Origin of the sequence: Paenarthrobacter sp. AT5, from assembly GCF_032764245.1 — a bacterium.
Classification (GTDB): domain Bacteria; phylum Actinomycetota; class Actinomycetes; order Actinomycetales; family Micrococcaceae; genus Arthrobacter; species Arthrobacter ureafaciens.
This window is the reverse complement of sequence record NZ_CP136441.1, coordinates 3,518,704-3,532,768: the sequence shown is the minus strand read 5'-3', so window position 1 is coordinate 3,532,768 and position 14,065 is coordinate 3,518,704. Positions and strand designations below refer to the sequence as shown.

Sequence of the window (14,065 nt, the reverse complement as noted above, 5' to 3'; positions counted from 1 at the left end):
CCTAGCCCCCCGAGCTTCCGCTTTTGGAGCTGCTGCCAAAGCCGCCGCGGCTGACCGTGCCGCCCTTGGTGCTGTATCCCTTGGAGGTTTTGGCTCCCTGCGGGGCTGTCTTGGTGTAGCTCGGGTACGAACTCCGGTTCTGCCCCACGGCAGGGACGGAAGCGCCCCGGGAGTAGAAGTACCAGGCATAGACGCCCGAGCTGCGTCCTGCCGAGCTGCTGTTGTTGCACTGATCGTCGTTGACGCGCTCGCCGGTTTCCTCGTTGAAGCAAACCTGTGCGTAATCGGCTTCAGCCTCGTTGCTGGCGACGATTGCCGTAATGGTGCCGGCCAGGAGCGCGGTAACGCCCAAACCTACGACGACGGTGCGGCGCTGGGAGCGCTTCTTCCTCGCCGCTTCCCGGTGTGCTTCGCGTTCGCGTTCCTTCTCGAATGGGTTGACGACGGGCAGGAAACCACCCGGGGCGTCCTGGTTCTGGCCCTGTCCCTGACCGGGTTTGCCCTGATTGGGCTTACCCTGACCGGGGTTGCCCTGCGGGGACTTGCCTTGCCGGGGCTGTCCTTGGCCGTTGGTGCCCTGCGGGGGCTGCGCCAGACCGGGATGCAGCTCCGGCTTGGGTACTTGCCACGGCGGCGGCTTTGGCTGATTCCTGCCGGTACCGGGATCGCCGTTACCGCGCCCGTCGCCGGCGTTGGGGCCGGTGCCGTCAGGGCTGTCTTGCGGGTCCATGTGTATCCCCCTGGATAGACCGTTGGAGTGTCCGGCGAGGACCGGAGCGGAATGCTGAAAGCAAGCCTAGTCCCTGCGTCCGTCACTGGCATTCCTGACATCCGGGTGTGGGTAGAACTACCCGTCCCTTCACCCGCGGTGGTGGCTGAACGCCCCAAAACCAAGCCGGCCGCCGTCGTTATTTACTGCGCACCGCCATGTACTACGCGCCCCATTTACTGCGCACCGCCTTGACCTGGTCCACCATGCGGTGCCGCCACGACCCACTTTGGGGGGAAAAGGGCTGCTGGGGCCCTTGGAACGGCGTGTCTCCGGGTTTCGCCGCGCAAAGTGGGTCGTGGCGGTACGTCGGCAGGGCGCAACACAACGCATTGAAAAAGCGTCCCCGGTCCCGACGGCGCTGCACAGGGTGTCCAAAAGCGTGACTTCCGTAGACTGTTCCCCATGAAAACTGCTTCCGTTCTTGCTGTTTGCCGCGTGCACCAGTTGTTGCCGGACCTCGAAGGCGGCGTTGGGGTGACGGCGATCGACAAACGTCCTGTGGACGGACCGGTCAAAGTTCACAAACTGGGTGTCCACGGGGACGTACAGGCCAGCCGGAAGCACCATGGGGGAGAAGACCAGGCCCTCTACGCGTACTCCCAGGACGACGCCGACTACTGGTCGGGAGAGCTTGGACGGGACATTGCCCCGGGGACTTTCGGCGAAAACCTGCGCGTGGCAGGCATCGAAACCACGGGAGCCGTCATCGGGGAACGATGGAAGATCGGCCTGGACCTGGAAGTGGAAGTGACCTCGCCCAGGGTCCCTTGCGCCACCTTCCAACGCGTGCTGAAGGAACCCGGGTGGGTAAAGCGGTTCACCGAGGCCGGCCGTGTGGGCACCTACCTGAGGGTCATCAAGACCGGCACCGTGTCCGCAGGCGACTACATCCACCGCACGTTTGTACCCCGGCACGGAATCACCGTGGGCCAATGGTTCAGCGAGCCCACCCCGGAGATGGTCCAGGCCCTGCTCGACGCCGAGGCTGACGGGGAGATCCGGTTGCAGGACGATTACCACAAGGAGTTCGCGAAAGTCCTGCGACGCAACGGACTCTAGGACCCTTGGACAGCCTGCTCCGGGCAAGGCGGAGGGGGAGTGTGCGCAAGCTCTCACGCCCGCAGGCCCTTCACGGGTCGCGGAGTGGCTGCCGCGTACCCTACACTGGATATATCCCCCACTCCGGAATTCCCTTTTTCCTGCCCAATTCTTGAGGCAGGACTGGTAAGTGTTGGGGCCCGCAAACTGTGTGCGGGCATTTTCATAGGGAGCGCCGGCTAAAGAAAACGCTGTACAGACTGCTGGGATAGCAGCCAAGAGATGCAGCGCGAAGTCCTGCCATGGGATTGCGACAGCGCCGGACTTCTGCGAGAGCAGGGCACCCTTGCTTGGCTTTCGCGTGTACTGCGGCCAAGCCCAACCGGGCCGCGCCGACTGCCCCTATGGATGAGGAATTTCCCCCTAATGCCAGACACTCTCAACGAGAACCTCGACGCCGCCACTGAATCTGCCGAAGCAGCAGTGACCACCGCTGACGCTGCCGAAACCGCCGAAACGCAGCCGGCCGCCGTCGAGACCCCCGCTTCCGCTCCCGCCGCAGAGTCCGCTCCCGCAGCAGAAGACGAGGAAGAGGGCGTTCGTTTCACCGACCTCGGCCTTGACGGTCGCGTGCTCGCAGCCCTTCAGGACGTCGGCTACGAGAAGCCGTCGCCGATCCAGGCTGCCACCATTCCGCTGCTGCTCGAAGGCCGCGACGTCGTCGGACTGGCCCAGACCGGTACCGGCAAGACTGCAGCATTCGCTGTTCCCGCCCTTTCCCGCCTGGCTGAGCTGCACGACCTCAACGGCCCCTCACGCAAGACCCAGGCCCTGGTCCTGGCCCCGACGCGTGAACTCGCCCTCCAGGTTGCTGAAGCCTTCACCTCCTACGCCAAGCACATGGACGACTTCACCGTGCTGCCCGTCTACGGTGGTTCGGCCTACGGTCCCCAGCTCGCAGGCCTTCGCCGCGGCGCCCAGGTTGTTGTGGGCACGCCGGGCCGCGTGATCGACCACATCTCCAAGGGTTCCCTGGACCTTTCCGAACTTCAGTACCTGGTGCTGGATGAAGCCGACGAGATGCTGCGCATGGGCTTTGCCGATGACGTGGAGCAGATCTTCCAGGAGACCCCGGAAACCCGCCAGGTGGCCCTGTTCTCCGCGACCATGCCCGGCCAGATCCGACGCATGTCCAAGCAGTACCTGAACAACCCGGCGGAAATCTCGGTCAAGTCCAAGACCTCCACGGGTTCCAACATCCGCCAGCGCTACCTGCAGGTAATGGGCCCGCACAAGCTGGACGCGATGACCCGCATCCTCGAGGTTGAAGAGTTCGACGGCGTTATCGCCTTCGTGCGGACCAAGATGGCTACCGAGGACCTCGCCGACAAACTGAAGGCCCGCGGTTTCCAGGCCGCCGCCATCAACGGCGACATTCCCCAGCAGCAGCGTGAACGTACCGTTGACGCCCTGCGTGAGGGCCGCATCGACATCCTGGTGGCTACCGACGTCGCCGCCCGTGGCCTCGATGTGGAGCGCATCAGCCACGTGGTGAACTACGACATCCCGCACGACACCGAGTCCTACGTCCACCGCATCGGCCGTACCGGTCGCGCAGGACGCAGCGGTGACGCCATCCTCTTCATGACGCCGCGCGAGAAGTACCTGCTGCGTGCCATCGAGAAGGCGACCCGCCAGCCTGTCGAGCAGATGCACCTGCCCACGGCCGAGACCGTCAACTCGCTGCGCCTGGGCAAGTTCGCCGAGCGCATCACGGAGACCCTCGAGTCCGAGGACGTCTCGCTGTTCCGCGACCTGATTGCCTCCTACGAAGAAGAGCACAAGGTCCCGGCCGCAGAGATCGCTGCAGCGCTGGCAGTCATGGCACAGGGCGGCCAGCCGCTCCTGGTCAAGGACCTTCCCGCTGCTCCCGAATTCCAGAAGCGCGAGCGTTCCAAGGACGGCTTCAACTCCCGCGGCCCGTCCCGCACCCTCACCGAGGGTAACGCGACCTACCGGATCGCGGTTGGACGCCGTCAGCGCGTGATGCCCGGTTCCATCGTGGGCGCCATTGCCAACGAGGGCGGTATCTCATCCTCGCAGATCGGTGGCATCGACATCCGCTCTGACCACTCCCTGGTTGAACTGCCTGCAGACCTCAGCCCGGAGCAGCTGCGCGCCCTGTCCCGCACCCGCATCGGCGGCGAACTGATCCACCTCGAGCTGGACACGGGACGTAAGCCGAACCGTGACGGAGACCGTGGCGGTCGTGGCGGCAACTTCAAGGGCAACGGCGGCTTCAAGAAGGAGTTCCGCCGGCACGACGGCGAGCGTTCCTCCGCTGACCGCGGCGGCCGCTCCTACAGCGAGCGTACGTCCGGTAGCTACGGTGACCGTGACCGCGGCCAGTCCGGCGGCTCCCGTTTCGGCGGCCATGGTGACGGCGCCCGCAAGCCCCGCGGCGGCGGCGAAGGCGGCCACCGCGATTTCAACCGCAAGGGCAAGTGGTAAGCACTACTGAATGATCCAAGGGTCGGCTTTCGAGCCGGCCCTTGGTCGTTTAAGGTGGTCCTCCAACGCCCGCACACGGGTTCACAGCCGGCAGGCCCCGCGCTTACGATCGAGCCATGGGATTCCTGGATAACGTGAAAAAGAACCTCGGCCTCGGCGGGAAAGATCACGGCGGGAAGGATCACGGCGGGGAGGCATCGGCCGGGCGCCAAGCGGCAGAGGATAGTGCCGCCGTCGAGGTTTCCGCCTCGGACCGCGAGGCAGCCGAAGCCGCGGCAGCCCAGGCCACAGAGCAGCAGGAGGCAGCGAACCGGGCTGCGGCGGAGCAAGCGCATCAGGCGGGCGTGGAACCGCAGGATCCGGAAGTCCGCCCGGAGGCCCGGGAAACGGCTGCTACGGCCGCAGCGGAGGCGGGACAACAAGGGCCGGTGGCACCGCAGGTCACAGAGGTTGTGGTGGAGCCCGGGGACACCATGCGGGGGATCGCAGCGCAGTTCGGCGTGGACCTCGGAGCACTGATCGCGACCAACAGTGATACCGTCCCCAACCCGGACGCAATCTACCCCGGGCAGGTCCTTCGCTTGCCCTGAAAAAGGTGAATTGAGAGCAGGAAAATCGCGCGTCCGCAAATTGTGTCGACGCCGTTTTTCCCTGTCTTTGCGCCGATTTGGAGCTTCGGAAAACCTCCGGTAGAGTATTTACTCGTTGCCCCCCTAGCTCAGTGGTAGAGCGCGTTCTTGGTAAGAACGAGGTCACCGGATCGATTCCGGTGGGGGGCTCTGGATGAGGGCCTGCGTCAAGGCGGTTTGACCGGCTTGACGCAGGCTTTTCTCATCCGTGGCGGTGTAGCTCAGTTGGTTAGAGCGCACGACTCATAATCGTGAGGTCGGGAGATCGAGCCTCCCCACCGCTACAAAAAGCAAGGCCCCGCAGATTCGTCTGCGGGGCCTTTTTGTTTCCCCCCGCACGCCCCTGCCCTGTTGTGGGACAGAATGGGTCCATGAGCCGAATTGCGATCATTGGCGGCCACGGAAAAGTGGCCCTGCACCTGTCCCGAATTCTTAGTGGGGAAGGTCACGATGTCACGTCCTTCATCCGGAATCCCGAGCATGTGGCTGATGTCACTGCCACGGGAGCTTCCGCGGAGGTGTTGGACGTCGAAAACTCGACGACGGCGGAACTCGCCAAGGCGCTCGGGGGCCATGACGCCGTTGTCTGGTCCGCCGGGGCCGGTGGGGGAAACCCTTCGCGCACGTACGCCGTGGATCGGGATGCTGCCATCCGCTCCATGGATGCTGCCGCTGAAGCCGGCGTCAAGCGCTACGTGATGGTGTCCTACTTCGGTGCGGGCAAGGACCATGGCGTTCCCGAGGACAATTCGTTCTTCGCCTACGCGGAGGCGAAGTCCGCAGCTGACGAGTACCTCAGGAACACCGGGCTGGACTGGACGGTGCTGGGGCCCGGAGCGCTGACCGAAGATGCTCCAACGGGGCTGATCGAGGTGAATCCGGCGAATCCGGGCGACGGCACGCAGACCTCCCGGGCGAACGTTGCACTGGTAGCTGCTGCTGTCCTGGAGTTGCCGGAAACCATTGGCAGGACCATTCCCTTCAGGGACGGGACCGTGGACGTAGTGGACGCCCTCACTGCGGAGTGATGCGGTTCCCCGGGATATGTTTGTAAGGGCCTTCTCGCTGTACGTGCCGTACAGAAGCAGGAGCAGAAGCCTCTACGAACACCTGGGGAAAGCGGGACTATGGATCAGTTGGCACTCATTGTCGGGTTGTTGCTTGCAACGGTGATCGCGGTAGGCCTTGGCGATCGGTTGCGGCTTCCGTATCCGGTGTTGATGTTGCTGCTGGCCGTTGCCCTGACTTTCATCCCGGGCTTTCCCGAGTTCGAGATTTCGCCGGAACTGATCCTTCCCATCTTCCTGCCGCCGTTGCTGTTCGCCACGGCCCAGAAGAGTTCCTGGGCTGTATTCCGCGTCCGGTGGCGGACCCTGCTGCTGATGGCCGTGGCATTGGTGGTGGTCTCCACCGCCGTGGTGGCGGGGGCGGCCTGGCTCATGATCCCCGGCATCGGGATTCCGGCCGCGATCGCCCTCGGCGCCATGGTTGCACCGCCTGACCCGGTAGCCGTGGAATCGGTGGCGGGGCGCGTGCACATGCCGCGACGCCTGATCACTGTGCTCCAGAGCGAGGGCCTCTTCAACGACGCCGCAGCCATCGTCATTTTCCAGGCAGCGGTTGCCGCCACCTTGGCCGGCAGCGAGGTGGGGCCCAACGTCATCATCCAGTTCGTGGTCGGCGCGGCCCTGGCAGTGGTGATCGGCATCGCCATGGGCTGGCTGACCAAGTTCATCACCAAGCTCGTCACGTCGATGGTCGCCCGCAGCGCGGTCACGCTGGTGGTCCCATTCGCTGCCTACATCCTCGCCGAGGAGCTGCACGCCTCCGGTGTGGTGGCCGTCGTCGTGACTGCCCTGGAACTGCAGCGCCACTCCAGGCCGCAGGACGCTGCCGAACGCATTACCCGCCGTGCTTTCTGGGACGTGGTGGAGCTGCTGGCCACCGGCCTCGCCTTCGGCCTGGTGGGCTTGGAAATCCGGCACGTGATCCGCGATGAGGGAACAGCCATCTTCGGCATGATCGGAATGGCGGTGGTGATTTGCGTGCTCGTGTTTGTGGTGCGGTACTTCTGGCTCGGACTGCTCGCCATGACCGCCAACCGTCGGCGCAACGTCCTGCAGCCCACCACTGCCAAGGAAGTCCTGATCCTGACGTGGTGCGGCATGCGCGGCCTGGCCACCCTGGCCCTTGCCCTGGCACTTCCGCTGACCCTGCCCGACGGCAGCGACTTCCCGGCCCGCCACGAGATCCTGGTGATTGTCTGCGCGGTCCTGTTGGCCACCCTGGTCTTGCCCGGACTCACCCTCCCGTGGCTGATGCGGGTGCTCAATGCCACGGAGGACGGCTCGCATGAGAAAGACGCTGCACGCCTGTTGGCCAAACGTGCCCAGTCGGCAGCGGTAGCGGCCCTGAAGGATCATGACCTCATGAAGGAGCTTCCGCCGGAGAAGGTGGCACTCGTGAAGGACAAGATGCGCAGGCTGCACGCGGAACTGCTGGACGGCACGCTGAAGAACGAGTCGACGGCGGAGAAGCGCGAGCGGGGCCGTGAACTTGCGATTGCGGTGCAGACCATTGCGCTGGATGCCGCGAGGCAGGAAGTGGTGGACGCCCGCAACGAGCCCGGGACGGATCCCGAGATCGCAGACCGCGTGTTGCGGCAGCTTGACCTCCGCACCATGTCCATGCCGGAGTAGGCGCCAGTTGCCGAAGGAGTCAGGACGCTCTCTTCGGCAATGATGCGGGGGAGAGATCCAGGGCGTGCTCTTCGACGTAGTCCAAGGCGTGGCGGATGGCTCCCAGTGACACGATGCCTTCCCCGAGCGTGGAGGTGGCCAGCCGCGGGGGAGTGAAGGTGAACTCCGGAAGTTCCTTCGTGATGGTAGGCAGCAGTACTTCTGCGGAGGCTGCTACTCCTCCAGCCAACACCACCAATTCCGGGTTGGCCAGCGTGCTGATGGCTCCGATGACCTTGGCCATGCGGAGCGCAACGCTGTCCAGGGCGTCGACGGCGGCCTGGTCGCCTTGTGCTGCGGCCTCGAAGACCATCTCGGCCGTCAAGTCTTCAGGTTCTCCGGCGCAGAGCTCCAGCATGATGGTGTCCTGTTGGCGCTCGATCGCTTGCCGGCCTGCCGATACCGCTGAATGCGCTATGCCGTAGGTGCTGCCGACGCCATCGACGTTGTTGAGGAATCCCAATTCGCCAAAGCCGCCCGATTGGCCGTGCAGGAGGCGGCCCGATTCCAGGATGCCGGAACCCAGGCGATCTCCGGCGAGCATGACTATAAGGTGGTCCACGCCCTGCGCTGTGCCCTGCCACCTCTCGGCGAGGGCTGCGAGGTTGGCATCGTTTTCCAGCAGAACGTGCCAGCCGTGCCGTTCCGAGACGATCCTGCGGACATCGAAGGACTGCCAGAACTCCTGGACGGTGAGCACTTCGCCGTCCCTGTTCACGGGGGCCGCTACGCCGACGGAGACTGCCAGGACCGATTCTGCCGGGACACCGGCCTTTTCCAACGCGTCGGCAGCGATCTTGTCCAGGACGTCTGCCCGCTCTGCCGCGGAGACGTTGTAGGTGCGGAACGGCATGGTCACCTGGGACAGCGGGGTTCCGGCCATGTCGGCGACGATCGTGGTGATCTTGTTGGCGCCGATGTCGATTCCCAACACGCTCGCGGCGCCGTCATCGAAGACAAACCGCCTGGCGGGCCGTCCCTTGACGTAGTCCCCGGCCCCGCGTTGGTTCTCCAACTCCTGCAGCCAGCCAAGGCGGACAAGCTCGTCACATATCGAGATAACTGTTGCCCGTGAAAGGCCAGTCCTGGCCATGAGTTCCGTGCCGGTGACGATGCCGGCCCCGCGCATGGCTTTGAGCATGGCACCGGCGTTGACCCTGCGTACCAGTTGTGTTGATGGTGCCGTTTCACCAAGCATGTTGCTCCCCGCTATCCCGGCCGTCCCTGAGGCAGAAGGATCGACCGCTCTAAATTTAGTACATATATTTAGACTTCGCCCTGTTACGATCCCGGGCTTGACGATGTGGCGGTGCTCACAGAATACTTACGCAGGGTCATAAATTTATCTCCTATCTAAATTTCCCGGGCAGTGCTGCGCGCCATTGCCCTGACGGACTTCAGCAGTGGGGGCCGTTCGACGAAAGGACTACGTGTCTGTGAAAGTGACACGCTCAAAACGCTTCGCGGCCATGGGCTTGGGGCTGGCTTTGTTGGCCGGGCTGCTCTCGGGCTGCGCCGGTTCCCAGGAAAAGGAAACCGTCCGGTTCACGTTCAGCAAGCGTGAAGCCATAGGTTTCATGACCAAACTCGTGGAAGACTACAACGCTTCTCAGGACGACACCGAGGTGGTGCTGGATACTTCCGGCGTCGACGTCGTCTCCGCCAGCTTCGTCCGCGGAAACCCGCCGGACATCGCCCTGGCAAACTACAACATGGAATCCGCGCGCTTCGTCCAGCGCGGAGCCCTCAGCGATTTGTCCGGTACCGGCGCGGCCTCCCGCATCCGGGGAGACCTCCAGCCGTTGATGGACCAGTACGGGGTGTACCCGGGCAGGACCAGTGCCTTGCCGTATTCGGTCATGGCTTCGTCCGTGATCTACAACAAGGAGATCTTCGCCGCCCACAACCTCGAGGTCCCCAAGACCTGGACGGAGCTGATCGCCGTCTGCGACAAGCTCAAAGCCGCCGGCGTGACTCCGTTCTACGCCACGTGGAAGGACGACTGGACGATTGCCCAGGGCTGGTTCGACTATTCGGTGGGTGGCCAGCTGGACACCCTCGATTTCTTTGAGAAGCTGGCCGAGGCCGGTACTGAGGTAGGGCCCGGTTCGGAAGCTTCATTCCGGAAGGACTTCGAACCCCCGGTGGAGAAGATGCTCACTTTGGCCGGCAAGTACGTCAATAAGGATGCGGCCAGCAGGGCATACGGCGATGGCAACCTGGCCTTCTCGCAGGGCAAAGCCGCCATGTACCTCCAGGGCCCCTGGGCGTTCAGCGAGGTGGCCAAGACCGCTCCGGACCTGCAGCTGGGTACGTTCCCGCTGCCCATGACGGAAGACCCCAAGGACCTGCGCGTCCGCGTCAACGTGGACCTTGCGGCATGGATCCCCGAGGCCTCCAAGCATAAGGAAGCTGCGCGTGAATTCCTTGAGTACTTGTACCGGCCGGAGGTGATCGAGGCCTACAACGCATCCCAGTTGGGTTTCACGCCCACGGAGGACGCTTCCGGTACCCCTGACCCCCGCATTGAGGGCATGGTGCCCTACTACCAGAACGCGCAGGTCTACCAGGGCCCGTCGGTGCTGGTGCCCAAGACGATTCCGATCATGAACTACACGCAGGCGCTCGTGTTTGGCGCAGACCCTGCATCCACCCTCAGCACACTCGACGCCGATTGGGCACGCCTGGCCTTCCGCCAGTAGCGCAGACACAGGGAGCCACACACTATGTCCGTCACCAGCACAACCGTGCCATCAAAAACGCCGGAGCAGGGCCGCCCGGACCGGAACCGGTCAACCGGGAGCCGTCCAGCCCCGCGCCGCGGCCGCCGGGTGGAGCCGATTTTCTATCTGTTCCTCCTGCCGAGCCTTGTTCTCTTCACGCTCGCCATCACCGTTCCCGGAATCGTTGGAATCTTCTTTAGTTTCACGAATTCGATCGGGATCGGGGGCTGGGAGTTCGTGGGCCTGACCAACTACATCGCGATCTTCAGCGACCCCGCCATCCTGCAGAGCTACCTGTTTACCTTCGGGTTCTCAATCGTCACGGTGATCGCCGTGAATGTGATTGCGTTCCTGTTGGCTGTCGGGCTTACTTCGCGGATCCGCATGAAATCGGCGCTGCGGACCATCTTTGTCATCCCGATGGTGGTTTCGGGCATCATCATCGCGTACGTGTTCAATTTCCTCTTCTCCAACTCCCTTCCGTCGCTGGGTACTGCGGCCGGAATTCCGTGGCTTGAGAACAGCCTCCTGGCCAATCCGGACCTCGCCTGGATTGCGGTGGTAGTGGTCACGGCGTGGCAGGCCGTCCCGGGATCACTGCTTATTTACATCGCCGGACTCGTGGCAGTGCCGGGGGACGTCTACGAAGCTGCGGAACTGGACGGTGCCGGGAAAGTGCAACAGCTCTGGAGGATCACCCTGCCCCTCGTTGCCGGATACGTGGTGATCAACGTGATCCTTGGATTCAAGGGCTTCCTCAATGCCTACGACATCATCGTGGGCCTGACCAACGGCGGGCCGGGCACGTCAACCCGGAGCATCGCCATGACAGTCATCACCGGCTTCAACGGCGGCGACTACGCCTACCAGATGGCCAACGCCACGATCTTCTTCCTGGTGGCTGTCGTTATTTCTCTTGTACAGCTTTCGCTGACCCGCGGACGGAGTGCCCTCTGATGAACAAGCAAGCTACCAGGCCGGAACGCGTTAATTGGTCGGCGACCACTGTTCTTGTCCTCTGCTCGGTCACGGTCCTGCTTCCGCTCTACGTGACCATTTCCATGGCCCTCAAGACGCAAGGGCAGGCGGTGGACGGTAATGCTTTCTCCCTGCCCGCGCCCTTCAGCATGGAGGGTTTCGTCCAGGCATGGAACCTGACCAACTTCCCTGTCGGGGCGGCAATGTCCCTCCTTGTCACCGCCGGGACGGTTGTGGCCACCATCGTCCTGGCTGCCTTCGCTTCCTATGCGATTGTCCGTAACTGGGATCGCCGGTTGTTCCGGTACTCGTTCTACTACCTGCTGGCAGCAATGTTCATTCCCTTCCCCGTGGTGGCATTACCGCAGATCCAGTTGACCGGCCGCCTGGGCCTGGACAATCCGTTCGGCGTTATCCTGCTGGCAACCATGTTCCAGCTGAGCTTCAGCGTGCTGCTCTTTACGGCGTTCCTGCGTTCCATTCCCATGGAACTGGAAGAAAGCGCCAGGATTGACGGAGCCACCACGTGGCAGACGTTCTGGAAGCTGATCTTCCCGCTGCTTGCCCCCATGAGCGCCACGGTGGGAATCTTCGCCTTCCTGTACGCCTGGAACGACTTCATGATGCCGTCGCTGATCATTTCCGACCCCGCCCTGCAGACCCTGCCGGTAAGGCAGAACCTGTTCCAGACGCAGTTCAGCAACAACTACCACGTCTCCTTCGCCTCGTACCTGATGGCCATGGCGCCGGCAATCGTCGCGTACTTGTTCACCCAGCGTTGGGTCATGGCAGGCGTCACCCAGGGTGCCGTGAAGGGCTGACCCGCCGGGCTGTTGACCTCCTGAGCCAGCCGTCAGATACTGGTCAAGGAACTAAATTTAGAATCTAAATCAAAGGAGTTTCGTGAGCACCTCCGCCACCAAGGCAAATTTGTCCCTCTCCGAACGCATGGCCGATCCCAAATGGTGGCGCCAGGCGGCGGTCTATCAGATCTACCCGCGGAGTTTCTACGACGCGAACGGTGACGGGCTGGGTGACCTCAAGGGCATCACGGCCAAGGTTCCGTACCTGAAGGAACTCGGCATTGATGCCGTGTGGCTGAGCCCGTTCTACCCGTCGGCACTCGCCGACGGCGGCTACGACGTCGACGACTACCGCGACGTCGACCCCAAGCTGGGCACGCTGGCGGACTTTGACGAGATGGCGGCTGCGCTGCATGAAGCCGGCATCAAGATTGTGGTGGACATCGTTCCCAACCACTCCTCGGACCGCCACGAATGGTTCAAGGAAGCCCTTGCTTCGCCGAAGGGTTCTGCTGCCCGCGACCGCTACATCTTCCGCGACGGCAAAGGCGAGAACGGCGAACTGCCGCCGTCGGACTGGGATTCCGTGTTTGGCGGCCCCATCTGGGAACGCATCACCGAACCCGACGGCACTCCCGGCCAGTGGTACATGCATATCTTCGCCAAGGAACAGCCTGACTTTAACTGGGAGAACCCGGAAATCCGCGAGGACTTCCTGAAGACCCTGCGCTTCTGGTCCGACCGCGGCGTGGACGGCTTCCGCATCGACGTCGCCCACGGCATGGCCAAGGACCTGTCCGAGCCCATGCCCATGAAGGATGACCTCCTCGCACGGGCCCACGGCACAGACGGCTTCATTGACGGCTCCCACCCCTTCTGGGACCGCGACGAAGTCCACGAGGTCTACGCCGAGTGGCGCAAACTCTTCAACGAATACAACCCGCCCCGTACCGCCGTTGCCGAGGCATGGGTCCACGAGTCACGCCGTGCCCGCTATGCCAGCCCCGAGGGCCTGGGCCAGGCCTTCAACTTTGACCTGCTGCAGTCGGACTTTGACGCCGAATCTTTCAAGCAGATCATCACGGACAACCTGGTCCACGCCAAGGAGTCCGGCGCGTCCTCCACCTGGGTGTTCTCCAACCACGACGTCGTCCGCCACGCCACCCGCTATGGCCTCCCCAAGGGCGGTTCCGTGGCCCAGGGAACCAACGCGGCCCAGGACGTGACCGGCAGCAAGCCCAAGGGCCAGGACGGCAAGGGCTGGCTGCTGGCCGGTGCGCCGCAGGAAGAACTGGACGTTGAACTCGGCCTGCGCCGTGCCCGTGCCGCATCGCTCCTGCTCCTGGCTCTGCCGGGCTCTGCCTACCTGTACCAGGGCGAGGAATTGGGCTTGCGTGAAGTGACGGAAATTCCGGACTCCGAACGTCAGGACCCGTCATTCTTCCGCAACAAGGGCGTTGAAATCGGCCGGGATGGTTGCCGTGTGCCGTTGCCGTGGACCCCTGAAGGCCCGTCCTTCGGTTTCGGGGCGGGCAAGGCACACCTGCCCCAGCCGGAGTGGTTCAAGGATTACGCGGTATCCATCCAGGAAGGCGTCGAAGGCTCCACGCTTGAGCTTTACCGCAAGGCCTTGGGCCTCCGCCGCCAGCTGCAGACCGATGAAGAGCTCGAGTGGGTGGAGACCGGTAACCCGGAGGTGCTGCACTTCAGCCGCCCCGGCGGTTGGGAGACGGTGACCAACTTCGGCACTGAAGCCTTCGAGCTTCCGGCCGGGACCGTCGTCGTCAGCAGCGGCCCGTTGGAGGACGGCAAGCTGCCGGCCGACACCACCGCGTGGGTAGTCCGCGACGCCTAGTCTGCGGCGCTGACACAA

At 63.6% G+C, this 14,065-nt stretch carries 11 protein-coding genes and 2 tRNA genes; 11 read left to right on the top strand and 2 right to left on the bottom strand.

All coding sequences use genetic code 11. The features are described 5' to 3' along the window. Position 1: 1 nt before the first annotated feature. Positions 2-730 carry a hypothetical protein gene (locus tag RI444_RS16380; RefSeq protein WP_062097555.1) on the bottom strand — a complete coding sequence of 243 codons (729 nt, stop codon included), beginning with the start codon at positions 728-730 and terminating at the stop codon, positions 2-4. A gap of 444 nt (positions 731-1,174) precedes the next feature. On the opposite strand from RI444_RS16380, the gene RI444_RS16375 reads away from it, so the two are divergent. The 7 genes from RI444_RS16375 to RI444_RS16345 all read left to right on the top strand — a co-directional run bounded on the left by RI444_RS16375 (position 1,175) and on the right by RI444_RS16345 (position 7,649). Continuing rightward, a complete protein-coding gene (locus tag RI444_RS16375) occupies positions 1,175-1,831 on the top strand; it encodes an MOSC domain-containing protein (protein WP_021472346.1) in 657 nt (218 codons plus the stop codon). A 405-nt stretch (positions 1,832-2,236) separates the two neighbouring features. After that, on the top strand, positions 2,237-4,321 hold the full coding sequence (locus RI444_RS16370; protein ID WP_021472347.1) for a DEAD/DEAH box helicase: 2,085 nt from the start codon (positions 2,237-2,239) through the stop codon (positions 4,319-4,321). 116 nt (positions 4,322-4,437) lie between these two features. After that, a complete protein-coding gene (locus tag RI444_RS16365) occupies positions 4,438-4,911 on the top strand; it encodes a LysM peptidoglycan-binding domain-containing protein (RefSeq protein ID WP_062097550.1) in 474 nt (157 codons plus the stop codon). A 117-nt stretch (positions 4,912-5,028) separates the two neighbouring features. Then, positions 5,029-5,100: transfer RNA gene (locus RI444_RS16360), tRNA-Thr, on the top strand. A gap of 60 nt (positions 5,101-5,160) precedes the next feature. Next, positions 5,161-5,234, top strand: a tRNA-Met gene (locus RI444_RS16355). Between the two features lie 87 nt (positions 5,235-5,321). Beyond that, complete coding sequence (locus RI444_RS16350) at positions 5,322-5,978, top strand: SDR family oxidoreductase (RefSeq protein ID WP_021472349.1); 657 nt, start codon at positions 5,322-5,324, stop codon at positions 5,976-5,978. 99 nt (positions 5,979-6,077) lie between these two features. Next, on the top strand, positions 6,078-7,649 hold the full coding sequence (locus RI444_RS16345; RefSeq protein WP_207605685.1) for a Na+/H+ antiporter: 1,572 nt from the start codon (positions 6,078-6,080) through the stop codon (positions 7,647-7,649). A 19-nt stretch (positions 7,650-7,668) separates the two neighbouring features. Here the strand turns inward: RI444_RS16345 and RI444_RS16340 are convergent, their stop codons facing one another. Further along, positions 7,669-8,886 (bottom strand): ROK family protein, encoded by a 1,218-nt coding sequence (locus RI444_RS16340; protein ID WP_062097544.1) that lies wholly within the window; start codon positions 8,884-8,886, stop codon positions 7,669-7,671. A gap of 232 nt (positions 8,887-9,118) precedes the next feature. On the opposite strand from RI444_RS16340, the gene RI444_RS16335 reads away from it, so the two are divergent. From RI444_RS16335 to RI444_RS16320, 4 genes are all read left to right on the top strand, one after another. Continuing rightward, positions 9,119-10,390: an ABC transporter substrate-binding protein gene (locus tag RI444_RS16335; RefSeq protein WP_062097542.1), complete on the top strand. Its 1,272-nt coding sequence runs from the start codon at positions 9,119-9,121 to the stop codon at positions 10,388-10,390. 24 nt (positions 10,391-10,414) lie between these two features. Beyond that, a complete protein-coding gene (locus RI444_RS16330) occupies positions 10,415-11,368 on the top strand; it encodes a carbohydrate ABC transporter permease (protein WP_207605686.1) in 954 nt (317 codons plus the stop codon). Further along, entirely contained in the window at positions 11,368-12,210 is an 843-nt protein-coding gene (locus RI444_RS16325; RefSeq protein WP_021472354.1) for a carbohydrate ABC transporter permease, read from the top strand. Before RI444_RS16330 ends, RI444_RS16325 begins: the two co-directional genes overlap by 1 nt. 82 nt (positions 12,211-12,292) lie before the next feature. Then, positions 12,293-14,047: a glycoside hydrolase family 13 protein gene (locus tag RI444_RS16320; RefSeq protein WP_207605687.1), complete on the top strand. Its 1,755-nt coding sequence runs from the start codon at positions 12,293-12,295 to the stop codon at positions 14,045-14,047. Positions 14,048-14,065: the final 18 nt, after the last annotated feature.